This window comes from Streptomyces sp. NBC_00016, from assembly GCF_045040885.1.
In the GTDB taxonomy this organism is placed as follows: Bacteria; Actinomycetota; Actinomycetes; order Streptomycetales; family Streptomycetaceae; genus Streptomyces; species Streptomyces coriariae.
On sequence record NZ_CP108304.1, the window covers coordinates 5100941 to 5122834 of the forward strand.

Consider the following 21894-nt stretch of genomic DNA (forward strand, 5'->3'; position numbering starts at 1 on the left):
GGTCCGGTCATTGGCCTGGCAGGGCGATGAGCTGGTCGATGCGGTGGGTGGCCGGGCGTGGAGCGCCGATGGTGTGGAGCGCCGGACGGCCACCGATCACGGTCCCGGCTTCGACCGAAGTGTTGTCTCACCGTCCGGCCGCTACAGCGTCGTACGCCGAGGTCTTCGATCTGGAGAGTGCGCTGGCGGACCCGGCCGTACTGGACGGGCGCGGGGTGCTGCCGATGCAGCCGGGGATCGACGCCGAGGTGGAGTCGGCCTGCTGGCTCGACGACGACCGACTGGCGGTGGCGACCGGGGACGAGTTCCTCGACGACGAGGAGGTCGCCTCGCTCGGACGTCGTCGGATCGGAGTGTGGTCATTGTCCCGGCGCGCGTGGCTGCACCGGAGCTCTGTCGATTTCGAGGTCGGCACGCTGCTCGCGGGTGGTGGTCGCGTCGTCTCCTTGCACGGGCACCCTCGGCTGATCGACGTCATCACCGGTGAAGTGCTGGCGGAGTGGCCCGAGGTGAAGGTGTCGCGCCGTGTGGGTGCCTTCGGAGTCACCCACATACCGACACCGGTCGCGGCGCTGCGTCCCGACGGCACGCTCCTGGCGGTCGCCCAGGAGGAAGGAATCGCGCTCGTTCGGTTGCCCCAGGGCGTCGGCTCGGCAGACTTGCCTCCATGACAGCGCGATCCCTGAGCAAGGGTGCCAATCTGCCGGTCGACGTGCCGGATGTACGGGTCGAACTGAGCTGGGCCGAAGGGGCCGGTGGGCCGGACATCGATGCCTCGGCCTTGCTGCTGGCGCAGGACGGACGGGTGCGTGACGACAGGGACTTCGTCTTCTACAACCAGCCGCTGCACGCGTCAGGCGCCGTGCGGCACGTCGGCAAGCGGAGCGAAGCCGGTGTCATGACCGACACCGTCCAGGTGGGCCTCCGGTCGCTGGAGGGCGCCATCACGCGTGTGGTGCTGTGCGCGTCGGCCGACGGGGGCACGTTCGGCCAGGTGACCGGCCTGACGTTGAGACTCCTCGGTGGGGACGGGCGTTCCGAAGTGGCCCGCTTCGAGATGCAGGCCGACACGGAGACGGCGTTCATCGCCGGTGAGCTGTACCTGCGCGAGGGGCGCTGGAAGTTCCGGGCGGTCGGGCAGGGGTACGCCTCCGGGCTCGCGGGGGTGGCCAGGGACTTCGGGATCACGGTCGACGACGAGCCGGAGCAGGCGGCCACCCCTCCGCACCGCCCGGCGGCCACCCCGCCTGCCGTCGCTCCACCTGCGGTCACCCCACGGACCATCACCCCACCCCCGCTCACCCCACCCCCGCTCACCCCACCGCCGCTCACCCCGCCGACAACCACCCCACCGTCGGGCCCCCGTCTGACCAAGGGGGAGGAGCGGCTTCCCGTCGACATGCGTAAGCGGCTGTCGCTGCGCAAGGAGCAGGTCGCCGTCAGTCTGAGCAAGCGGGGGGCGGTGGGGATCAGCGCGCGGGTCGTGCTCGTCCTCGATGCCTCCGGATCCATGGCGTTCCTGTACTCACGCGGTGTGGTGGCGGACGTCGTGGAGCGGATGGCTGCGGTGGCGGCAGAACTCGACGACGACGGCGAGATGCAGGCCTGGACCTTCGCCAGCGATGCCGCCCGCCTTCCCGACCTGCGGTTGGGTGAGCTTCCCGAGTGGCTGCGGCTGCATGTGCGGGTGGGTGAGATCAGTCTGTTCCGGCGGAGCAAGAAGCCGCGCAAGGGGATGGAGCCGGGGCAGGTCGACATGCGCTCGGTCGGCATCCAGAACGAGGAACAGAAGGCGATTTCCCAGGTCAGGTCGTATGTCCGGGAGAATCCGGCGGCCGCCCCGACCTTGGTGCTGTTCTTCTCCGACGGAGGGGTCTACCGCGACGCGGCGATCGAGCGGGAGCTGCGGGCGGCGGTCGAGGAGCCGATCTTCTGGCAGTTCGTGGGGCTCGGCCGGTCCAACTACGGCGTCCTGGAGCGGTTCGACACACTGCCCGGACGTCGCGTCGACAACGTGGGCTTCTTCTCCGTGGACGACATCAGCACCCTCCCCGACCAGGAGCTCTACGACCGGCTGCTGTCCGAGTTCCCCAGCTGGGTCACCGCGGCCGGCCGGGCGGGCATCCTCTGATCGGATGCCCGGATGCCCGGATGCCCGGATGCCCGGATGCCCGGATGCCCGGATGCCCGGATGCCCGGATGCCCGGATGCCCGGATGCCCGGATGCCCGGATGCCCGGATGCCCGGATGCCCGGATGCCCGGACGCGCGACTCCGGGCTGCCGCCCCTGTGACGGCGACCCGCACAGGGCAGCGCTGAGCACCGCAGGGCAGCACCGATCCGTTTGGCGGCTCTCCGCCAGAGCCGTCCGGCGCCCGGCGCCCGGAGTCCGGCACCCGGCGTACGGCTTGCGCTCCCCTCGGCGGGGTCGGCGGGGGCGCAAGCCGAGTGCCTATTCCGGCTGATGCTCCGGGCCGCCGAAGTCCGGGCTGCTGTAGTCCGGGCTGCTGAAGCTCGGGCGCGGGCCGGTCGAGCGGCCGTCGTCCGGGCTGCTGAAGCCCGGGCGGTCGTAGCCGATCTTCGGGAGGCGGTTGGTCGGGGCCGGTGGCACCGGGTCGGTGTGCAGGGCCGCCGCCGTGCCGGGATCGGCGAGGGCCTCCCGGAGGAACGGCAGGATGCCGCGTTCCAGCAGGGCATCTCGCCAGGCTTCCCTGGCCTGGTCGACCTCCTCGCTCAGTTCGCCGTACGGTCCGGCCTCCAGGGAGGGCCGGTTGCGCAGGGCGGTGAGCAGCAGCGCGACGGTGGCGACGAGGATCGCGGCCACGGCCACGGCCCCGAACGTCCAGCCGGCGGTGACCATGGTCCGGGCGAACGCCTGTTCGGGGTCCAGCACCCTGAGGAGATAGCCGACGAGCAGGAAGATCACCGCGGCGGTCCCGGCGAGCACGGGGGTGAGGACGGCGGCGACGGCGCCCGCCCCGGCGGCTTCGGCGGCCTGGGCCGCCTCCCCCATGGTGGTGGCGAGCCCCATCGCGGCCACGCCCGGCTCCGCGGAGCCGGTCTCGGACGGGGACGGCGAGGTGGACGGCGCGGGGTGGCGCAGTTCCTCGCGGACCTTCACGTAGTGCTGGTACTCGGCCGCCGCGGCCACCGTGATGAGTGCGGAGGCGTTGAGCGCCATGGTGCGCAGTTGTTCGGGGTTGAGCCGCTGTCCGACTGCGGCCAGTTCCGGGTGGTGTGGGGCGGAGCGCAGCGCCTCGTCGAGGATCCGCTCGTACTCCTGGCGGTCCTCGCTGTTCAGGTGCTGCGGAACGCTGTTCATCTGCATCCCCCGATGCTCCGTAGGGCTTGGGGCTCGCATGCCAACGAGCCGTCGGGCAGAAACGGAGGGGAGCCTGCTACGGATAACCCGATGGTAGAGCGGTGACGGCATGGGGTGACAGGGGGTTTGCCGAAATTGGCCCCTGGCCTGCGATGTCGCCGACGGGTCCACACTGGGGTACTTCTGCCCCGGGAACCGCCCCGGGAATGCTCAGTTTTCCAGGGGCAGTTGCTGGACCAGCAGTTTTCCGGCCATCGTCACGCCGCCGTCCATCGCGATGGCCAGCCCGTCCGCGTAGAGGTGCGGTCCCTCGACGTGCGGACCGCCGTTGTCCTCGCCGTCCTCGGAGCCGACTTCGCCCAGCAGGTAGGGAATCGGGCTGTGGCCGTGAACGATGCGGGTGCCGCCGTACGTATCGAGCAGGGAGCGTACGGCGTCGGCGCCGCCCTCGTCGCGGAAGGAGAAGCGCTTGGTGAACTTGCGGAACAGATCCCACACCTCGTCCGCGTCGTTGCGCGTGATCGTCTCGCGGACGGTGTCGTTGACCGCCTCGATCGAGTCGCCGTAGTCGAGGTAGGCGGTGGTGTCGGAGTGCACGAGCAGGTGGCCGTCGACCTCCTCGACCGCGTCGAGGCGGGCCATCCACTGGAGGTGGTGATCCTGGAGACGGTCCATGTCGTACTTCTGGCCGCCGTTGAGCAGCCAGGCGGCCTGGAAGGTGGCGGTGCCCGCGCCGGAGTTGACGGGCGTGTCGCCGAAGCGCTTGGCGCCGAGCAGCAGCAGTTCGTGGTTGCCCATGAGGGCCTTGCAGTACCCGCCGGCCGCGGCGGCCTCGGCGGACAGCCGCATGACGAGGTCGATGACGCCGATGCCGTCCGGACCGCGGTCGGTGAAGTCACCGAGGAACCACAGCCGGGCGGTGCCGGCGCACCAGTTGCCTGCGGAGTCGACCAGGCCCTTCTCCTGAAGCGCGGCCACCAGTTCGTCGAGGTAGCCGTGGACGTCGCCGACGACGAACAGCGGTCCCGGGCCGGTCGCGGCCGGCGTGGCCTGGACGGCTGCCGGGTCCACGGTCACCTGGAGGGTGTCGCCGCGCCGGCTGATGACGGGCAGGTCGCGCTGGGTGGGCGTGTAGCCGTCCGGGTGCTCCAGCGGCTCTTCGAGAGGCGGCGCGGCATTGCCCGGTTCCGTGCCGGGGTCGTACGGACCGGTCTCGTGGACGTACGCGGGCACCCGGAAGTCGCGCAACGTCGCCGTCCGCTCCACCTCGGGTCCCTGACCGGCCCCCTGAGTCATCAGACCCCTCCACCATCGCGCCGCATCTGCACCCTTCGGGCTGCCTGGTCGCAGCGGCCCGCGGTGCCGTGCGTCCATCATAGGAATGCGGATCGTGCCGTGTGATGACCCAGGGGTGGTGAATCGGAGCAAGGCTCCAGTTCATCGCGGCTTTCGCCCCGATTGGGCCGGGCTTCGGCAGTCCGCACGCACCCGGCGCGCGCCTTGCTCGCACCCGCCCCCCACCCCCGCGGGCTGCTCCGTCGGACGGAGCGGGGGACGGCATCGGCCGGGCAAGGGTGATTTCGGCGGCCGGAGCAAGGTCGACGAGACGGCTGTGACCGAAGCGACGTCTGATGTCTCCAGCACCGCCGGAAATCGCCCGTACGTGCCTCCCACCAACTTTCGTTGACGCGGCCCGCCCGCCCGCCCGGCCCGCCCGGCCCGCCCCCCGGCCCGCCCGCGCCGCCCCCGCGCCCCGGACTGCCCGATGCGGACGGCCCCCTGCCGCCCCTGCCGCCGCGAACGGACCTCACCCCCACCCCCCCCGGGCTGCCCCCACCCCCCGCACAGACCGCCGCTCCCCACAACCCGCACCATGGCGTCGGCGTCGGCTGTGGGGAGCGGCGGCGGGCTACTTCCCCTCCGGCGCCCGGGGTGGGCTGACCGTGGTCCGAGGGGGGCGTCGCTGCGAAGAGGTGCGTACGAACAGTTCGGTCGGTATGACCTGCTCGACCGGGCGGTCCGCTTCCTCGCCCTCGATCGCGTCGATGAGGAGTTGGACCACCGCCGTACCGATGCGGCGCGGCTTCAACGAGAGGGTCGTGACGGGCGGCTCGGTGTTGGCGTACACCGTGGACTCGCTGCAGCACACGATCAGCAGGTCCTCGGGGACCCGCAGCCCGTAGCGGCGGGCCGCGGCGAGCAGATCGGTGCCGTTGGGGTCGAACAGGCCGTAGACGGCGTCGGGGCGGTCGGGGCGGGCCAGCAGTCGGTCGGCGGCCACGGCGCCCGCGCACGGGTCGTGCGCGGGGTAGGCCTCGTAGACCGGATCCTGACCGACCCGCTCGCACCACCGCAGGTACGCGCTGGTCGACAGGTGTGTGTATGTGTCCGTGGTGGTGCCGGTGAGGAGGCCGATGCGGCGGGCGCCGGCGTCGGCCAGGTGGTCGAGGATGTCGAGGACGGCGGCCTCGTGGTCGTTGTCCACCCACGCGGTGACCGGGAGGGTGCCGGCCGGGCGGCCGTCGGAGACGACCGGTAAGCCCTGCCGGACCAGCTCGCTGACCACCGGATCCTGGTCGGACGGGTCGATGACGACCGTGCCGTCCAGAGCCACGTTGGACCAGACGTCGTGGCGCGAGGTCGCGGGGAGGATGACGAGCGCGTAGCCGCGGGCGAGCGCGGCCGAGGTGGCGGCGCGCGCCATCTCCGCGAAGTATGCGAACTCGGTGAAGGTGAAAGGTTCATCCCCGTAGGTCGTCACGGTCAGGCCGATGAGGCCCGACTTGCCGGTACGGAGGGTTCGGGCCGCCGCCGAAGGGCGGTAGCCGAGTCGGTCTGCGACCTCGCGGACATGGCGGCGGGTGGCATCCGGAAGCCTGCCCTTGCCGTTGAGGGCGTCGGAGACGGTCGTGATGGAGACTCCGGCGGCGGCGGCCACGTCCCTGATGCCCGCCCGGCCCGGCCGGCTGCCTCGGCGTGAGGTTTCCGCGCGGCTCACCTGGTGCTTCCCTGCTGCTGTCATGGCGAGCCGATAGTAGGGCTCATCCGGTGGGGTAGGGCGGACGCATATGCACGCGTTGACAGGCACGTTTCTGCAAGGCTAAATGGGGTCAAGTGCCTTTGAAATAAAGGTAGTTGACTCCATTAATACCAAGACGTGACGCGTCGGCACGGATGAGCCTGCCAACGCACCGATGTTTCGAAGAGGTCTCAACTCACCTGCACGAGGGATGCGCGCCACGGAGTGCACTACCGGCGCGTAGATATATGTGCAGCGCGCCCCCCGACGCGTACGCCTTCGTGCGGCTTCGTCCTCAGAAGTCGCAGAGGTCTGTCCGTTTCGGGCGCCGGTCCCTGCTCAGCTGTACGCACCCGCGCCGAATCCTCATAAGGTGAGCAGTATTGAAGCCGGTGGTGGTCACGAGGAGGACTGCGGTGAGCGAGACGAGCCCCAAGCTGCGCGCCGAGCTGGAGGGGATCCCCACCTACAAGCCGGGCAAGCCGGCCGCGGGCGGTGGTCCCGTGGCCTACAAGCTGTCCTCCAACGAGAACCCCTATCCGCCGCTGCCGGGCGTGATGGAGTCGGTGACGGCGGCTGCCGCCTCCTTCAACCGCTACCCGGACCTGGCCTGCACGGTCCTGATCAACGAGCTGTCCGAGCGGTTCGGCGTCCCCGCCTCCCACCTGGCGACCGGCACCGGCTCGGTCGGTGTCGCCCAGCAGCTGGTCCAGGCCACCTCGGGCCCCGGCGACGAGGTGATCTACGCCTGGCGGTCCTTCGAGGCCTATCCGATCATCACGCAGATCAGCGGCGCGACGGCGGTGCAGGTGCCGCTGACGCCGGGGGATGTGCACGACCTGGACGCGATGGCCGACGCGATCACCGAGCGGACCCGGCTGATCTTCGTCTGCAACCCCAACAACCCCACGGGCACCGTGGTGAAGCGGGCCGAGCTGGAACGGTTCCTCGACCGGGTGCCGCGTGACGTGCTGGTCGTGCTCGACGAGGCGTACCGGGAGTTCATCCGCGACCCCGAGGTGCCGGACGGCGTGGAGCTGTACCGGAAGCGGCCCAATGTCTGTGTCCTGCGGACCTTCTCCAAGGCCTACGGCCTCGCCGGCCTGCGCATCGGTTTTGCCATCGCCCACGAGCCGGTGGCGGAGGCCCTGCGCAAGACGGCGGTGCCGTTCGGTGTGAGCCAGCTCGCGCAGGAGGCCGCGATCGCCTCGCTGCGTGCCGAGGACGCGTTGCTCGGCCGGGTCGGTTCCCTGGTGTGCGAGCGCCTCCGGGTGGTCGAGGGGCTGCGCGCGCAGGGCTGGACGGTGCCCGAGACCCAGGCCAACTTCGTGTGGCTGCGGCTCGGCGAGCACACGGTCCCCTTCGCTGCCGCGTGTGAGCAGGCGGGCGTCGTGGTGCGGCCGTTCCCGGGCGAGGGCGTGCGGGTGACGATCGGGGAGAACGAGGCGAACGACATCTTCCTGAAGGTGACGGAAGGGTTCCGCAAGGAGCTCTAGCGCGTCGACTGCGCCGGTTTCGGCTGGTCAGCAGGGGTCACAGGGGGGTTTCCGCGGGTAGGCGGGGACCCCCCTTCGGCTATCGAAAATCGGTGAGTCATACTAGCTTGTGAATGTGAACGCTTTCACAAGCGTGATCCACGAGCGTGAGGTAAGGAGTGACGACGTGGACCTGGCTCTGGCGCCAGAGACCCTGGCGCGCTGGCAGTTCGGCATCACCACCGTCTACCACTTCCTCTTCGTCCCCCTGACGATCTCCCTCGCGGCCCTCACCGCCGGGCTGCAGACCGCATGGGTGCGCACGGAGAACGAGAAGTACCTCAGGGCGACGAAGTTCTGGGGCAAGCTCTTCCTGATCAACATCGCGATGGGTGTCGTCACCGGCATCGTGCAGGAGTTCCAGTTCGGCATGAACTGGTCCGACTACTCGCGCTTCGTCGGTGACGTCTTCGGCGCCCCGCTCGCCTTCGAGGCCCTGATCGCCTTCTTCTTCGAGTCCACCTTCATCGGCCTGTGGATCTTCGGCTGGGACAAGCTGCCGAAGAAGATCCACCTGGCCTGCATCTGGATGGTCTCGATCGGCACGATCCTGTCGGCGTACTTCATCCTCGCGGCCAACTCGTGGATGCAGCACCCCGTCGGCTACCGGATCAACAAGGAGAAGGGGCGGGCCGAGCTCACCGACTTCTGGGCCGTGCTGACCCAGAACACCGCGCTCAGCCAGGTCTTCCACACCATGTCCGCGGCCTTCCTCACCGGTGGCGCCTTCATGGTCGGCATCGCCGCCTTCCATCTGTACCGCAAGAAGCACATCCCGGTGATGAAGACCTCGCTGCGGCTCGGCCTGGTCACGGTGGTCATCGCCGGTCTGCTCACCGCCATCAGCGGTGACACCCTCGGCAAGGTCATGTTCAAGCAGCAGCCGATGAAGATGGCCGCCGCCGAGGCCCTGTGGGACGGCGAGGCACCCGCGCCGTTCTCGGTCTTCGCCTACGGCGACGTCGAGAAGGGGCACAACAGGGTCGCGATAGAGATCCCGGGCCTGCTGTCCTTCCTCGCGAACGACGACTTCAGCTCGTACGTCCCCGGCATCAACGACGTGAACAAGGCCGAACAGGAGAAGTACGGTCCCGGCGACTACCGGCCCAACATCCCCGTCGCCTACTGGGGCTTCCGCTGGATGATCGGCTTCGGCATGTCGTCCTTCGCGATCGGCCTGGCGGGACTCTGGCTCACCCGCAAGAAGTTCCTGCTGCCGCAGCACCTGAGAGTCGGCGAGGACGAGGTGCCGCACGTGGTGCTGTTCAAGAACAAGGCGCTCAGCCCGAAGCTCACCAAGCTCTACTGGCTGGCGGCGATCTGGACGCTGGGCTTCCCGCTGATCGCCAACTCCTGGGGCTGGATCTTCACCGAGATGGGCCGTCAGCCCTGGGTCGTCTACGGCGTCCTCCAGACCCGTGACGCGGTCTCCCCCGGGGTCTCCCAGGGCGAGGTCCTCACGTCGATGATCGTCTTCACGGCGCTCTACGCGATCCTCGCCGTCATCGAGGTCAAGCTGCTGGTGAAGTACGTGAAGGCCGGCCCGCCCGAGCTCACCGAGGCCGACCTCAATCCGCCCACGAAGATCGGCGGCGACTCCCGTGACGCCGACAAGCCGATGGCCTTCTCCTACTAGGCCGAGGGAGCTGCACAGTCATGGAACTGCACGACGTCTGGTTCGTCCTGATCGCCGTCCTGTGGACCGGCTACTTCTTCCTGGAGGGCTTCGACTTCGGGGTCGGCATCCTCACCAAGCTGCTCGCCCGCGACAGGCCCGAGCGGCGGGTGCTCATCAACACCATCGGGCCCGTCTGGGACGGCAACGAGGTGTGGCTGCTCACGGCGGGTGGCGCGACCTTCGCCGCCTTCCCCGAGTGGTACGCCACGCTCTTCTCCGGCTTCTACCTGCCCCTGCTGCTCATCCTGGTCTGTCTGATCGTGCGGGGCGTCGCCTTCGAATACCGGGCGAAGCGGCCCGAGGAGAACTGGCAGCGCAACTGGGAGACCGCGATCTTCTGGACCTCGCTCCTTCCCGCGTTCCTGTGGGGCGTCGCCTTCGGCAACATCGTGGGGGGCGTCAAGATCGACCAGGACTTCGAGTACGTGGGCAACGTCTGGGATCTGCTCAACCCGCACGCGCTGCTGGGCGGTCTGGTGACCCTGACGCTGTTCACCTTCCACGGTGCGGTGTTCACGGCGCTCAAGACCGTCGGCGAGATCCGGGAACGGGCGCGGAAGCTGGCACTGAAGGTGGGACTCGCCACCGCCGTGTTCGCTTCGATCTTCCTGCTGTGGACGCAGATCGACAGTGGTGACGCCAAGAGTCTGGTCGCCCTGGTCGTGGCGGTCGGTGCCCTGGTCGCGGCGCTTGTGGCGAACCAGGCGGGACGCGAGGGCTGGTCGTTCGCTCTCTCCGGCGTCACCATCGTGGCCGCCGTGGCGATGCTCTTCCTGACGCTCTTCCCGAACGTCATGCCGTCCAAGCTCGACGAGAACTGGAGCCTCACGGTGACCAACGCCTCGTCCAGCCCGTACACCTTGAAGATCATGACCTGGTGTGCGGGGATCGCCACACCGATCGTGCTGCTCTATCAGGGCTGGACGTACTGGGTGTTCCGTAAGCGGATCGGTACGCAGCACATCGCCGAGGCCGCGCACTGAGTCTGATGTGGGGTGTGTTTCACGTGAAACACACCCCATGAGGAGAAAGCGTGTTTCACGTGAAACACGCTTTTTGAGAAGAGGGTGTTTCACGTGAAACCGATCGACCCGCGCCTCCTCCGGTACGCCCGCGCCACCCGCCTCTTCCTGGTGGCGGTCGTCGGTCTGGGTGCTGTCGGAGCGGTCCTGGTCATCGCGCAGGCGATGCTCATCGCCGAGGTCGTGGTGGGGGCCTTCCAGCACGGTCTGCCCCTCGCCGAACTGCGCACTCCCCTGCTGCTGTTGGTGGCCGTGGCGGTTGGCCGGGCGCTGGTGGCCTGGCTCACCGAACTCGCCGCGCACCGCGCGAGTGCCGCCGTGAAGTCGGAGCTGCGGGGTCGGCTGCTGGAGCGGGCGACCGCGCTGGGACCGAACTGGCTCAGTGGCCGGCGTACCGGTTCGCTGGTCGCCCTCGCCACGCGGGGCGTGGACGCTCTCGACGACTACTTCTCGCGCTATCTGCCGCAGCTGGGGCTGGCGGTGGTCGTACCGGTCGCGGTGCTCGCCCGGATTGTGACGGAGGACTGGGTGTCCGCCGCGATCATCGTCGGCACCCTGCCCCTGATCCCGGTCTTCATGGTCCTGATCGGCTGGGCCACACAGTCGCGGATGGACCGTCAGTGGCGGCTGCTGTCCCGGCTGTCCGGCCACTTCCTGGACGTTGTCGCCGGGCTGCCCACGCTCAAGGTGTTCGGGCGGGCCAAGGCGCAGGCCGAGTCGATCCGGCGCATCACCGGCGAGTACCGGCAGGCGACCATGCGGACGCTGCGGATCGCCTTCATCTCGTCGTTCGCCCTGGAGCTGCTGGCGACGCTCTCGGTGGCTCTGGTGGCCGTGACGATCGGCATGCGCCTCGTGCACGGCGAGATGGACCTGTACATCGGCCTGGTGATCCTCGTGCTCGCGCCGGAGGCGTACCTCCCGCTGCGGCAGGTCGGGGCGCAGTACCACGCGGCCGCCGAGGGGCTGGCTGCCGCCGAGGAGATCTTCGAGGTGCTGGAGACCCCGGCACCGGTGCCGGGCACGGTCGCGGTGGCCGAGGGAGGGGTGGCCTTCGAGGGCGTGACCGTCCGCTACCCCGGGCGCTCCGCCGACGCCGTCACCGATGTGTCGTTCACCGTGGAACCCGGGGAGACGGTCGCGCTGGTCGGACCGAGCGGCGCGGGCAAGTCGACCCTGCTGAACGCGCTGCTGGGGTTCGTGCGGCCGGCCGCGGGCCGGGTTCTGGCCGGGGGAGTCGACCTCGCGTCGGCCGACCTGGAGCAGTGGCGCTCTCGGATCGCGTGGGTGCCGCAGCGCCCGCACCTCTACGCCGGGACGATCGACGAGAACGTACGGCTGGCGCGTCCCGACGCCGGCGACGCGGCCGTACACCGGGCGCTGGCGGACGCGGGGGCGCTGGAGTTCGTCGAGGCGCTGCCCGCCGGGACCGGCACGGTGCTCGGCGAGGACGGGGCCGGGCTGTCCGCCGGGCAGCGGCAGCGGCTGGCGTTGGCCAGGGCGTTCCTCGCGGACCGGCCCGTGCTGCTGCTGGACGAGCCGACGGCCGCGCTCGACGGGGAGACCGAGGCGGAGGTGGTGGCGGCCGTGCGGCGCCTCGCCGCCGGTCGGACCGTCCTGCTGGTCGTGCACCGGCCGGCGCTGCTGGCGGTGGCGGACCGTGTGGTGCGGCTGGCCGAGGCCGAGGCACCCGTGCCCGTGGAGGCCACGCCCAGGTACGCTCCCGCCCCGTCGGAAGAGGCGGCTGCCCTGCCCGTCGGCGGTGAGTCCGGGACAGGGCTCGCCGTGACCGGCGGTGGCGTCCTCGCGCGGGTCCGCGCCATGGCCGGCGCCCGACGCGGCCGGCTTGCCCTCGCGCTGCTGCTCGGCAGCCTCGCCCTCGGCAGTGCCGTGGGCCTCATGGCCACCTCCGGATGGCTCATCTCGCGGGCCTCGCAGCAGCCTCCGGTGCTGTACCTGATGGTGGCCGTGACGGCGACCCGTGCCTTCGGTATCGGGCGGGCGGTGTTCCGGTACGCGGAGCGGCTCGTGTCTCACGACGCCGTGCTGCGGATGCTGGCCGACACCCGGGTCGCCGTCTGGCGCCGGCTGGAGCGGCTGGCGCCCGCGGGGCTGCGCTCGACCCGGCGGGGTGACCTGCTGACGCGGCTCGTCGCCGATGTGGACGCCCTCCAGGACTACTGGCTGCGCTGGCTGCTGCCCGCCGGTTCCGCCGTCCTCGTCTCGGCCGGGTCCGTCGCCTTCACGGCGTGGCTGCTGCCGGAGGCCGGGGCGGTGCTCGCCGTCGGGCTGCTGACGGCCGGGATCGGCGTTCCCTTGGTCACCGGTGCCGTGGCGCGCCGGGCCGAGCGGCGGCTCGCTCCGGCCCGAGGGGTGCTCGCCACCCACACGGCCGACCTGCTCACCGGCACCGCCGAGCTGACCGTCGCGGGCGCGTTGCCCGTCCGTAGCGCGGGGGTGCGCGCGGCCGACTCCGTGCTCACCCGGATCGCCTCGCGCGCGGCGACCGCCACCGCCCTCGGCGACGGACTGACCGCGCTCGTCTCCGGGCTGACCGTCACGGCCGCCGCCCTGGTGGGCGCCCAGGCCGTTGTCGACGGACGGCTGAGCGGCGTGACCATGGCCGTGGTCGTCCTCACTCCGCTGGCCGCCTTCGAAGCCGTCCTGGGGCTGCCCCTGGCCGTGCAGTACCGCCAACGGGTGCGCAGGAGCGCCGAGCGGGTGTACGAGGTCCTGGACTCCCCCGAGCCCGTTCGCGAGCCGGAGAGTCCCCGTCAGGCACCCGCGTCGCCCTTCCCGCTGGTCCTGCGGGGGCTGGCCGCCCGGCATGCCGGGCAGGGCCGGGACGCGCTCGCCGAGGTCGACCTCACCCTGACGCAGGGACGCCGGATCGCCGTCGTCGGGCCATCCGGCTCCGGCAAGACCACGCTCGCGCAGGTGCTGCTGCGGTTCCTGGACGCCGACACGGGCTCGTACACGCTCGGCGGGGTGGACGCGCAGGCCCTGGACGGCGACGACGTACGCCGGCTCGTCGGGCTGTGCGCGCAGGACGCGCACCTCTTCGACAGTTCGGTCCGCGAGAACCTCCTGCTCGCGAAGAAGGGGGCGAACGAGGAGGAACTGCGGGACGCGCTGGCGCGAGCCCGGCTGCTGGAGTGGGCCGACGGTCTGCCCGACGGGCTCGACACGCTCGTGGGCGAGCACGGCGCCCGGCTCTCCGGCGGGCAGCGGCAGCGGCTCGCGCTGGCCCGGACGCTGCTCGCCGACTTCCCCGTCCTGGTGCTCGACGAGCCGGCCGAGCATCTGGACCTGCCGACCGCAGACGCTCTCACCCAGGACCTGCTGGCGGCCACCGAGGGCCGTACGACCCTGCTCATCACCCACCGGCTGGCCGGTCTCGAGGCGGTCGACGAGGTGATCGTGCTGGACGAGGGACGGGTGGTGCAGCGGGGTTCCTACGCGGCACTGGCGTCGGCGGAGGGGCCGTTGCGGAGTATGGCCGAACGGGAGGAGGCCACGGAGCTGTTGGTGGCGGCGCGATGACTTGCCGAGCCCATCCCGACTTTCCGTGACAAAAAGGGCTGATTAGGCTCAGGGCATGTCCACGGATCCGCTTTCCGCTCCCCTGCCGGAACTGCGCTCCACCCTGGAGCGGATCTGTGAGACCGCGGTGGAGTCGACCCGGGCCCGGTACGCGCTGATCGGGGTCGTCCGCGAGGGTCACGACGGTCCGACCGACGTCGTCTCCCACGGTGTCGACGAGGCGACCGCCCGCCGTATCGGCCGACTGCACGACGGACACGGCGGGTTGCGCCTGCCGATCCGGGTCCACGGGGAGGCCTTCGGCACCCTCTGTCTTGCGGAGAGGCGGGACGGGCGGCCGTTCGACGATCAGGACGTGGACACGGCCCGGGTGCTGGCCACCGAGGCGGGCATCGCCATCGGCAACGCCCGCCTGTACGAGGCCGCTCAGCAGCGCGAACGATGGATCGACGGCTCGGTCGCCGTCACTACGGCGCTGCTGTCCGGCGGGGACGCCCATGACGCCCTCCAGGTCGTCGCCGAACAGGCCCGCGGGCTGTCCGGGTCCGCCGCCGGGGTCGTGCTGCTGCCCGCCGACGAGGGTGGCCTGGAGATCGTCGCCGTGGCCGCGGACCGACCGTCGACGATGCTCGGCGAGGTCGTCCCGCCGGACAGCGAGATCGTCACCGAACTCCTCGACGGACAGGCGGTGTTCGTGGCGGACGCCGCCGACGATCCGCGCACGCTCACGGCGTCCGCACGAGGCTACGGGCCGATCATGCTGCTCCCCCTCCAGAACGACGGGCGCGTGCTCGGCGCCCTGGTCATGCTCCGCACCCGCGGGGAAAGGCCGTTCGGCGAGGACGAGCGCGCCCTCGCCGTGCAGTTCGCCTCACAGGCCGCGCTCGCACTGATGATGGCCGAGGCGCAGCGCGACCGGGAGCGGCTCGCGGTGTTCGAGGACCGTGACCGCATCGCCCGTGACCTGCACGATCTCGTCGTCCAGCGGCTGTTCACCACCGGGATGATGCTGGAGAGCGCCCAGCGCGGGTCCGTCGTGCCCGAGGTGCGGGAGGGCGTCGCCAAGGCCGTCGACGAACTCGACGTCACCATCCAGGAGATCCGTAGCGCGGTCTTCGCGCTCCAGCAGGGTCCCGCCGAGGCGCCGGCCGGGCTGCGCACGCGGGTGCTGCGGGAGATCAACACGGTGGCCGTGCCGCTCGGCTTCACGCCGTCGCACCGGTTCGTCGGGCCGGTCGACACCCTGGTCGGCGACCTCACCGGCAAGAACCTCGTCGCGGCTCTCCGGGAGGCCCTCTCCAACGCCTTCCGGCACGCGGGTGCCTCCCGTGTCGACGTCGTCGTCGACGCGACGGTGACCCTCCCCGACGGCCGGCCGGGTGTGCGGCTGACCGTCGCCGACGACGGTGTGGGCATCCCCGACGGCGGCCGGCGCAGCGGGCTGCGGAATCTGCGGCGGCGGGCCGAGACGCTCGGCGGAGACAGTGCGCACGGTCCGGGCATCGGGGCGGACGGCGCCGGTACGACGGTGGTGTGGCAGGCGCCGTACTGAGCCATCAGGGGCGTGGCGTCCCCCAGGCGTACGACTTGAACAGGACCGGGGACCGGTGGCCGGGGCACGATCGCTGACATGCGCTCACCTCGCGGTCGTGTCCTGCTCGTTCCGGTTCTGCTGTGCGTGTCCGGGCTGCTCGCGACCCGGCCCACGGCCGCCGAGGGGGAGCCCGGCGACGGCTCGGACTCCCGGATCAGCGCGCAGGTGGCGCGGTTGTACGAGGACGCGGCGGTGGCGACACAGCGGTACGAGGCGGGGCGGCGCGAGGCGGAGAAGCAGCGGGGGCAGGCCCGGAGTGCGGAGGAACTCCTCACCCGTGAGCGGCGGGAGATCGCCGTGCTGCGCGAGGACCTGGGCCGTATCGCCCGCGCCCAGTACCGCGGCGGTGGCGGTCTGCCGGTCGTCGCGCAGCTGGTCCTGGCGGGCAGCCCCGACAAGCTGATGCGCGGCCAGCACGTCTTCTCGCAGGCGAACCTCGCCGTCGACAACGCGATCGGCAAGAACCGGCGGGCGGAGGCACGGCTGGCCGCCGACGAGGCGAAGGCCGTCGAGGCCTGGCAGGCCGTGGAGCGGCATGCCCGGGAACTCGCGCGGCTGAAGAAGGACATCGACGACAAGCTCGAACAGGCACGATGGCAGTTGCAGGGCCGGGCGGACGCGTCGGTGGCGGCGGGCTCCTGCCGCGGTGCCGTGCGCCTGGACCAGCCGCCGACGCACTTCGTGGGCGACTGGGTCACACCGGTCGAGACGTACTCCCTGTCCGCGGCGTACGGCAGCGGTGGCACGCGCTGGGCGAACCGGCACACCGGGCAGGACTTCGCGGTGCCGATCGGGACGCCGGTACGGGCGGTCGGTGCGGGCCGCGTGGTGCGGGTCTCGTGCGGGGGCGCCTTCGGGATCGAGGTCGTGGTGCGGCATTCCGACGGCTACTGCACGCAGTACGCGCACCTCGCCGCCGTCACCGTCGACCACGGCGACAAAGTGACCACCGGGCAGTGGGTCGGGCAGTCGGGCACCTCGGGCAACTCGACCGGCCCGCACCTGCACTTCGAGGTGCGGGTCACGCCCGACGCGGGCTCGGCGCTCGACCCGGTGCCCTGGCTGGCGGCACGCGGAGCGCCCGTCGGCTGAGGCTCTCCCGCGCACCCGACCTGATCGGGCACAGGATGTCGGGTCCGGCCGGAAGCCCGCCGCCTAGCGTGGTGAGCGCAACAGCGGAAGGAGACCGGAGTGCTGGAGCGGCTCAACCAGGCGATGGAGTACGTCGAGGACCACCTCGACGAGCCGATCGACGTGTCGGCGCTGGCACACGGCGCGGCCACCTCGGAGTACCACCTGCGCCGGATGTTCTCCGCGCTCGCCGGTATGCCCTTGTCGGAGTACATCCGGCGCAGGCGGCTGACCGTCGCCGGCGCCGAGGTGCTCGCCGCAGGGGACTCACTGCTGGAGATCGCGGTGCGCTACGGCTACGGCTCGGGTGAGGCGTTCGCCCGGGCGTTCCGTGGCGTGCACGGCGTCGGGCCGGGCGAGGCCCGCCGTACCGGTGCCGCGCTCGTGTCCCAGCCCCGGCTGGCCTTCCGCCTCACCGTCGAAGGGAGCAGCAGCATGCGCTATCGCGTAGTGGACCGACCGGCGTTCACCGTCGCCGGCCTCAAGGCCCGGGTGCCCTTGGTGCACACGGGGCCGAACCAGGCGATCATCGACTTCGTCCGCGGGATCGACCGGCAGGTCCTGGAGCGCCTGGAGAAGCTGTCGGACCAGGAGCCACAGGGCATCGTCGCGGTCTGCGACGACCTGGATCCGAGCCGGGCCGAGGGCACCGAACTCGACTACTACCAAGGGGTGATCACTTCCGCGGCCGCTCCCGAGGGTACGACCGCCCTGGCCGTGCCGGCCGGTACCTGGGCCGTCTTCACCACGTCCGGGCCGGCACCGCAGGCCATCCAGGAGCTGTGGCGGGACGTGTTCACGCAGTGGTTCCCGTCCAACCCGTACCGCAGCCGTCCCGGCCCGGAGGTCCTGCGCACCCGGCTGTCACCGGACGGGTCCGAGGCCGACGCCGAACTGTGGCTGCCGGTGGAGCGGGAGCAGGGCTGATGTCCCTCGGGGGAGCTACGCCCGCTCGGCGATCAGCTGCTCGATGACGACGGCGACCCCGTCCTCGTTGTTGGCGACGGTCTGCCCGGAGGCGGCCGCGAGCACGTCCGGGTGCGCGTTTCCCATCGCGTACGACCGGCCGGCCCAGGTGAGCATCTCGACGTCGTTCGGCATGTCGCCGAACGCGACGACCTCCTCGTGGGAGATACCGCGTTCCGCGCAGCACAGGGCGAGCGTGCTGGCCTTGGAGACTTCGGGGCCACTGATCTCCAGCAGGGCGCTGGGGCTGGAGCGGGTGACGTTGGCGCGGTCGCCGATGGCCAGCCGGGCGAGGGTGAGGAAGGCGTCGGGGTCGATCGTGGGGTGGAACGCGAGGATCTTCAGCACCGGCTCGTCGGCACCGGGGGCGTCCGGCGCCAGCAGGCGCTCGGCCGGCGCGAGGGTGTCGGGTATCTCCATGTGCATCTTGGGATACTCCGGCTCCTGGTAGAAGCCGTACGTCTGCTCGATGGCGTACATGGTGCCGGGCGCCGCCTCCCGCAGCAGCCGTACGGCATCCAGCGCGTTCTCCCGGGCCAGCTCGCGCACCTTCACGAACCGGTGGGCGCCGGGGCCGCCGTGCAGGTCGACCACGGCGGCGCCGTTGCCGCAGATCGCCAGGCCGTGCCCGTGGACGTGCTCGCTGACGACGTCCATCCAGCGGGCAGGGCGGCCGGTGACGAAGAAGACCTCGATGCCCGCCTCCTCGGCGGCGGCGAGGGCGGCGACCGTGCGCGGGGACACCGACTTGTCGTCGCGCAGCAGCGTCCCGTCGAGATCGGTGGCGATCAGCCGGGGCGGGAGGGTGGCGGCCGGGGTCTCGGGCTGTCGAGTCGCTGAGGTCACCGGGCCATTCTCGCGCATATGCCTGCACGGTCGGGCGCGAGCCCGCACACATGAGACACGCCGGGGCACGGACGGCCTGATGCCGAGGTCAGCGCAGTTGCGCCGGGGCCTCCATGGCGATCTGCTCGAAGACCTTCTCGTCCGCGGCGAACACGGAGTCGGCGATGGGCCAGTGGACCACGATCTCCGTGAAGCCGAGCTCCCGGTGCCGGCCCGCGAAGTCGACGAAGGCGTCCAGGGACTCCAGCGGACGCCCGCGGTCCGGGGTGAACCCGGTGAGCAGGATCTTGTCCAGCTCCTGTGTGTCCCGCCCGATCTCGGCACAGATGTCGGTGAGCTTCTCCACCTGGCCGCGAATGGCCTGAACCGACTGCTCGGGGGTGCCGCTCTCGTAGAGCTTGGGATCGCCCGTGGTCACCCAGGCCTGTCCGTACCGTGCGGCGAGCCGCAGCCCGCGGGGGCCGGTCGCGGCGACCGCGAAGGGCAGCCGGGGGCGCTGGACGCAGCCGGGGATGTTGCGTGCCTCGTGCGCCGAGTAGTGGTCGCCTTCGTACGACACGGAGTCCTCGGTGAGCAACCGGTCCAGCAGCGGTACGAACTCGGCGAGGCGGTCGGCCCGCTCGCGCGGGGTCCACGGTTCCTGGCCGAGGGCGGTGGCGTCGAAGCCGGTGCCGCCCGCGCCGATCCCCAGGGTCACCCGGCCGGCGGAGACATCGTCGAGGGAGATCAGTTCCTTGGCGAGGGTCACCGGGTGCCGGAAGTTCGGCGAGGTCACCAGCGTGCCCAGACGCAGGCGGTCGGTGACGGCCGCCGCGGCGGTCAGCGTCGGGATCGCGCCGAACCACGGCCCGTCGCGGAAGGTGCGCCAGGACAGGTGGTCGTAGGTGTACGCGGTGTGAAAGCCGAGCTGCTCGGCCCGTGTCCAGGTGGAACGGCCTCCCTCGTGCCAACGTTGGTGCGGGAGGATCACGGTGCTCAGACGCAGACTCATGTCATCGAGCGTATGCGGACGAGCGTGTTTCACGTGAAACAGTCACCGTACGCGTCCGCCCAGCCACGGGCTGAGGCCGACCAGGATGAATTCCTTGTGTACGCGGTCCTGCGGCAGCGGCACCATCAGGAAGTGAGCGGGCGGAAAGCGCCGGATCTTCACCCAGGCATGGCCGTCGTAGAGAGAGCGGAGAAAGGCGGGGACGTCGTCGCGGTCGACGTCGGGGCACTCCACTCCGTCGACGGTGATCAGGGCGTCGTCGTCGGGGTAGAGCCGCACGCTCACGCTCGGGCGGCCGCCGAGTTCGACGTAGGCCTCGTGCGGCAGCGAGCCGTCCGGGTCGGTGGTGACGCCGACGCCGGCGGAGGTGCGGCGGGAGGTCTGATCGGCGCCGATGTCGTGGGTGACCTCGATCTCGAGCGCGTACTGGGCGGCGATCGACCGGAGGGCGGTGACGGCGGCCTCAGTGGTGCGAAGGTGGTCCATACCTGTGATCATGCCGAAAGAAGAGGTGGCGCGGCAGCCGAAGCCGCGCCTCAGTGCCGCTCGGGAAAGCGCAGGTACCGCGCGGGCACGGCCTTGGTCAGCCACACCCCGTTGGCGCTGACATGGAAGACATGGCCGTCACGGTGCATGGCTTCCGCGTCGACGGCAAGGACCACGGGGCGGCCCCGGCGCGCTCCGACCCGGGTCGCGGTCTCCCGGTCGGCCGAGAGGTGCACGTCGTGCCGGTTCATGGGCCGCAGCCCCTCGGCGCGGATCGCGTCCAGGGAGCGCGCCACGGTCCCGTGGTAGAGGTACGACGGCGGGGTCGCCGGGGGCAGCCCGAGGTCGACCTCGACGCTGTGGCCCTGGCTGGCGCGGATCCGGCTGCCGTCGATCGCGAAGCGCTTCTTGTCGTTGGCCGCGACGACGTGGTCCAGCTCGTCCCGGGTGAAGCGGAAGCCGTGCGCGGCGCAGGCCGCGATCAGTTCGTCGATCTCCACCCAGCCGGCCTCGTCGAGCGTGAGGCCGATCCGCTCCGGCTGGTGCCGCAGGTGCTTCGAGAGGTACTTCGACACCTTCACGGTGCGTCTCTCGTCCCGGTCCATTTCGTTCATCCGCTCAGCATGACGTGAGAGACGCAGATCACGCACTCAGTTTTGGGGCTCAGGTTTGGTCCACAGCCAACTGTAGTTATCCACAGGCAAGTTGGTGATTCTGTGGACAACTGGCCGCCACTTCAGCTCTCTTCACCAAGATCATCTGGTGCCCGATGACTTGAGACAAGGTGGTCCAAGGCGCGGGCACGCACCTCCCGTTCGGCCGCGAGCGCGAGAAAGCCCGCGGCGTGCTCCGGGCCAACCAGAGCCTCCACGGCCCGCATTGTCGCCACCGGAACCGGGACCGTCCGCATCCCCGACAGGGGTGGCGGGGGATCACCCGTGCCGAGGTGCCGACGCAGGTGATGGCCGGCGAACAGGCGCATGGCCCGCGCCAGTTCGGCGTCCACGGTCTGCCGGGCGAGCGGGCGCAGCCGTCGGACGAGAGAGGCCGCCTCGGCCGCGTCGGCGTCGGTCGGACGGTGCGGTCCGTCGAGGTAGCGCGCGAAGATGTGCTCGGTGGTGAACTCCAGGAAACGGGCGGCGATCTGCTCGACCTGGCCCCTCAACTCCCGCAGATGGGAGGTGATCGCGCCCAGTGGAACCCCGGCAGCGTGCAACTCCACCGCCACCGACAGTTCTTGGGGACTGGGCACGAGAAAGGCGTCCTCGTCGTCGGGGACGGGGTCCAGCACGCCGAGTGCCACGGCGTCGGCGATCGCCCTGTCGTCGGCGGTGCCCCCGAAGCGGGCCGTCAGGTCGGAGCGGGAGACGCGGGAGGGCTCCTCGTCGGTCCACGGACCGTCCACCTCGGCGACCAGCCCCAGGACACCGCCCAGGCCACGGCCGGTGTCGTGGGCGTCCAGAAGTTCCTTGATGGAGGCGAGGGTGTAGCCGCGGTCCAGGAGGTCGGCGATCTGGTGGAGCCGGGTGCGGTGGGCGTCGGAGTAGTGATTTGCTCGCCCCTGACGCTCGGGGCGGGGGAGCAGGCCACGGTCCTGGTAGGCGCGGATGGTGCGGACGGTGGCGCCGGTGAGATGCGCCAGCGTCTCTATGCGGTACGGGGGCCCGGCGGGCGGTTCGGTGGTCAAGGTGTCTTTCCCCGAACGGTCGTTGCCATGGCGGAGGCCGAGTCCGCCGCCGGGCGCCGCGGGGCCGAGCGGCG

At 70.9% G+C, this 21894-nt stretch carries 17 protein-coding genes; 9 read left to right on the top strand and 8 right to left on the bottom strand.

The window, feature by feature from the left end; all coding sequences use genetic code 11:
* Positions 1 to 122 precede the first annotated feature (122 nt).
* Together OG933_RS22595 and OG933_RS22600 are read left to right on the top strand one after the other, a co-directional pair.
* Positions 123 to 671 carry a hypothetical protein gene (locus OG933_RS22595; RefSeq protein ID WP_405628653.1) on the top strand — a complete coding sequence of 183 codons (549 nt, stop codon included), beginning with the start codon at positions 123 to 125 and terminating at the stop codon, positions 669 to 671.
* A complete protein-coding gene (locus OG933_RS22600) occupies positions 668 to 2131 on the top strand; it encodes a VWA domain-containing protein (RefSeq protein ID WP_405628655.1) in 1464 nt (487 codons plus the stop codon). Before OG933_RS22595 ends, OG933_RS22600 begins: the two co-directional genes overlap by 4 nt.
* 321 nt (positions 2132 to 2452) lie before the next feature.
* Here the strand turns inward: OG933_RS22600 and OG933_RS22605 are convergent, their stop codons facing one another.
* The 3 genes from OG933_RS22605 to OG933_RS22615 form a co-directional block, all read right to left on the bottom strand.
* A complete protein-coding gene (locus OG933_RS22605) occupies positions 2453 to 3328 on the bottom strand; it encodes a hypothetical protein (RefSeq protein ID WP_362524316.1) in 876 nt (291 codons plus the stop codon).
* 204 nt (positions 3329 to 3532) lie between these two features.
* A complete protein-coding gene (locus OG933_RS22610) occupies positions 3533 to 4618 on the bottom strand; it encodes a metallophosphoesterase (protein WP_362524314.1) in 1086 nt (361 codons plus the stop codon).
* 613 nt (positions 4619 to 5231) lie between these two features.
* The gene (locus OG933_RS22615) at positions 5232 to 6344 is read right to left on the bottom strand and encodes a LacI family DNA-binding transcriptional regulator (protein WP_362524312.1); all 1113 of its coding nucleotides are present in this window, start codon (positions 6342 to 6344) and stop codon (positions 5232 to 5234) included.
* Positions 6345 to 6757: 413 nt separating this feature from the next.
* On the opposite strand from OG933_RS22615, the gene hisC reads away from it, so the two are divergent.
* From hisC to OG933_RS22650, 7 genes are all read left to right on the top strand, one after another.
* Entirely contained in the window at positions 6758 to 7837 is a 1080-nt protein-coding gene (gene hisC, locus OG933_RS22620) for a histidinol-phosphate transaminase (RefSeq protein ID WP_020132791.1), read from the top strand.
* 166 nt (positions 7838 to 8003) lie between these two features.
* Entirely contained in the window at positions 8004 to 9512 is a 1509-nt protein-coding gene (locus OG933_RS22625) for a cytochrome ubiquinol oxidase subunit I (RefSeq protein WP_054242152.1), read from the top strand.
* A 20-nt stretch (positions 9513 to 9532) separates the two neighbouring features.
* Positions 9533 to 10537, top strand: coding sequence for a cytochrome d ubiquinol oxidase subunit II (gene cydB / locus OG933_RS22630; RefSeq protein WP_405628659.1), 1005 nt, complete (start codon positions 9533 to 9535; stop codon positions 10535 to 10537).
* A 93-nt stretch (positions 10538 to 10630) separates the two neighbouring features.
* Positions 10631 to 14119 carry a thiol reductant ABC exporter subunit CydD gene (gene cydD, locus OG933_RS22635; RefSeq protein WP_405628661.1) on the top strand — a complete coding sequence of 1163 codons (3489 nt, stop codon included), beginning with the start codon at positions 10631 to 10633 and terminating at the stop codon, positions 14117 to 14119.
* A 55-nt stretch (positions 14120 to 14174) separates the two neighbouring features.
* Positions 14175 to 15671 (top strand): GAF domain-containing sensor histidine kinase, encoded by a 1497-nt coding sequence (locus OG933_RS22640; RefSeq protein ID WP_405628663.1) that lies wholly within the window; start codon positions 14175 to 14177, stop codon positions 15669 to 15671.
* A 78-nt stretch (positions 15672 to 15749) separates the two neighbouring features.
* Positions 15750 to 16805 (top strand): peptidoglycan DD-metalloendopeptidase family protein, encoded by a 1056-nt coding sequence (locus tag OG933_RS22645; RefSeq protein WP_405628665.1) that lies wholly within the window; start codon positions 15750 to 15752, stop codon positions 16803 to 16805.
* 99 nt (positions 16806 to 16904) lie between these two features.
* Positions 16905 to 17771 carry an effector binding domain-containing protein gene (locus OG933_RS22650; protein WP_405628667.1) on the top strand — a complete coding sequence of 289 codons (867 nt, stop codon included), beginning with the start codon at positions 16905 to 16907 and terminating at the stop codon, positions 17769 to 17771.
* A gap of 15 nt (positions 17772 to 17786) precedes the next feature.
* Here the strand turns inward: OG933_RS22650 and OG933_RS22655 are convergent, their stop codons facing one another.
* The 5 genes from OG933_RS22655 to OG933_RS22675 all read right to left on the bottom strand — a co-directional run bounded on the left by OG933_RS22655 (position 17787) and on the right by OG933_RS22675 (position 21820).
* A complete protein-coding gene (locus tag OG933_RS22655; RefSeq protein WP_362267878.1) occupies positions 17787 to 18674 on the bottom strand; it encodes a Cof-type HAD-IIB family hydrolase in 888 nt (295 codons plus the stop codon).
* Positions 18675 to 18744: 70 nt separating this feature from the next.
* Positions 18745 to 19647 (bottom strand): LLM class flavin-dependent oxidoreductase, encoded by a 903-nt coding sequence (locus OG933_RS22660; RefSeq protein ID WP_362524295.1) that lies wholly within the window; start codon positions 19645 to 19647, stop codon positions 18745 to 18747.
* A 42-nt stretch (positions 19648 to 19689) separates the two neighbouring features.
* Positions 19690 to 20133, bottom strand: a complete 444-nt coding sequence (locus OG933_RS22665) for a hypothetical protein (RefSeq protein ID WP_362524293.1) — start codon at positions 20131 to 20133, stop codon at positions 19690 to 19692.
* 50 nt (positions 20134 to 20183) lie between these two features.
* The gene (locus OG933_RS22670; protein WP_405628669.1) at positions 20184 to 20747 is read right to left on the bottom strand and encodes an RNA 2'-phosphotransferase; all 564 of its coding nucleotides are present in this window, start codon (positions 20745 to 20747) and stop codon (positions 20184 to 20186) included.
* 122 nt (positions 20748 to 20869) lie between these two features.
* Entirely contained in the window at positions 20870 to 21820 is a 951-nt protein-coding gene (locus OG933_RS22675; protein ID WP_405628671.1) for a MerR family transcriptional regulator, read from the bottom strand.
* Positions 21821 to 21894 lie beyond the last annotated feature (74 nt).

What these genes read in the sequence shown, in the direction of transcription:
- OG933_RS22660 (WP_362524295.1), bottom strand. Translation starts at nt 19,647, where the DNA reads ATGAGTCTGCGTCTGAGCACCGTGATCCTCCCGCACCAACGTTGGCAC.
- OG933_RS22670 (WP_405628669.1), bottom strand. Translation starts at nt 20,747, where the DNA reads ATGAACGAAATGGACCGGGACGAGAGACGCACCGTGAAGGTGTCGAAG.
- OG933_RS22615 (WP_362524312.1), bottom strand. Translation starts at nt 6,344, where the DNA reads ATGACAGCAGCAGGGAAGCACCAGGTGAGCCGCGCGGAAACCTCACGC.
- OG933_RS22665 (WP_362524293.1), bottom strand. Translation starts at nt 20,133, where the DNA reads ATGGACCACCTTCGCACCACTGAGGCCGCCGTCACCGCCCTCCGGTCG.
- cydB (WP_405628659.1), top strand. Translation starts at nt 9,533, where the DNA reads ATGGAACTGCACGACGTCTGGTTCGTCCTGATCGCCGTCCTGTGGACC.
- OG933_RS22610 (WP_362524314.1), bottom strand. Translation starts at nt 4,618, where the DNA reads ATGACTCAGGGGGCCGGTCAGGGACCCGAGGTGGAGCGGACGGCGACG.
- OG933_RS22605 (WP_362524316.1), bottom strand. Translation starts at nt 3,328, where the DNA reads ATGCAGATGAACAGCGTTCCGCAGCACCTGAACAGCGAGGACCGCCAG.
- OG933_RS22655 (WP_362267878.1), bottom strand. Translation starts at nt 18,674, where the DNA reads ATGCGCGAGAATGGCCCGGTGACCTCAGCGACTCGACAGCCCGAGACC.
- OG933_RS22645 (WP_405628665.1), top strand. Translation starts at nt 15,750, where the DNA reads ATGCGCTCACCTCGCGGTCGTGTCCTGCTCGTTCCGGTTCTGCTGTGC.
- OG933_RS22600 (WP_405628655.1), top strand. Translation starts at nt 668, where the DNA reads ATGACAGCGCGATCCCTGAGCAAGGGTGCCAATCTGCCGGTCGACGTG.
- OG933_RS22640 (WP_405628663.1), top strand. Translation starts at nt 14,175, where the DNA reads ATGTCCACGGATCCGCTTTCCGCTCCCCTGCCGGAACTGCGCTCCACC.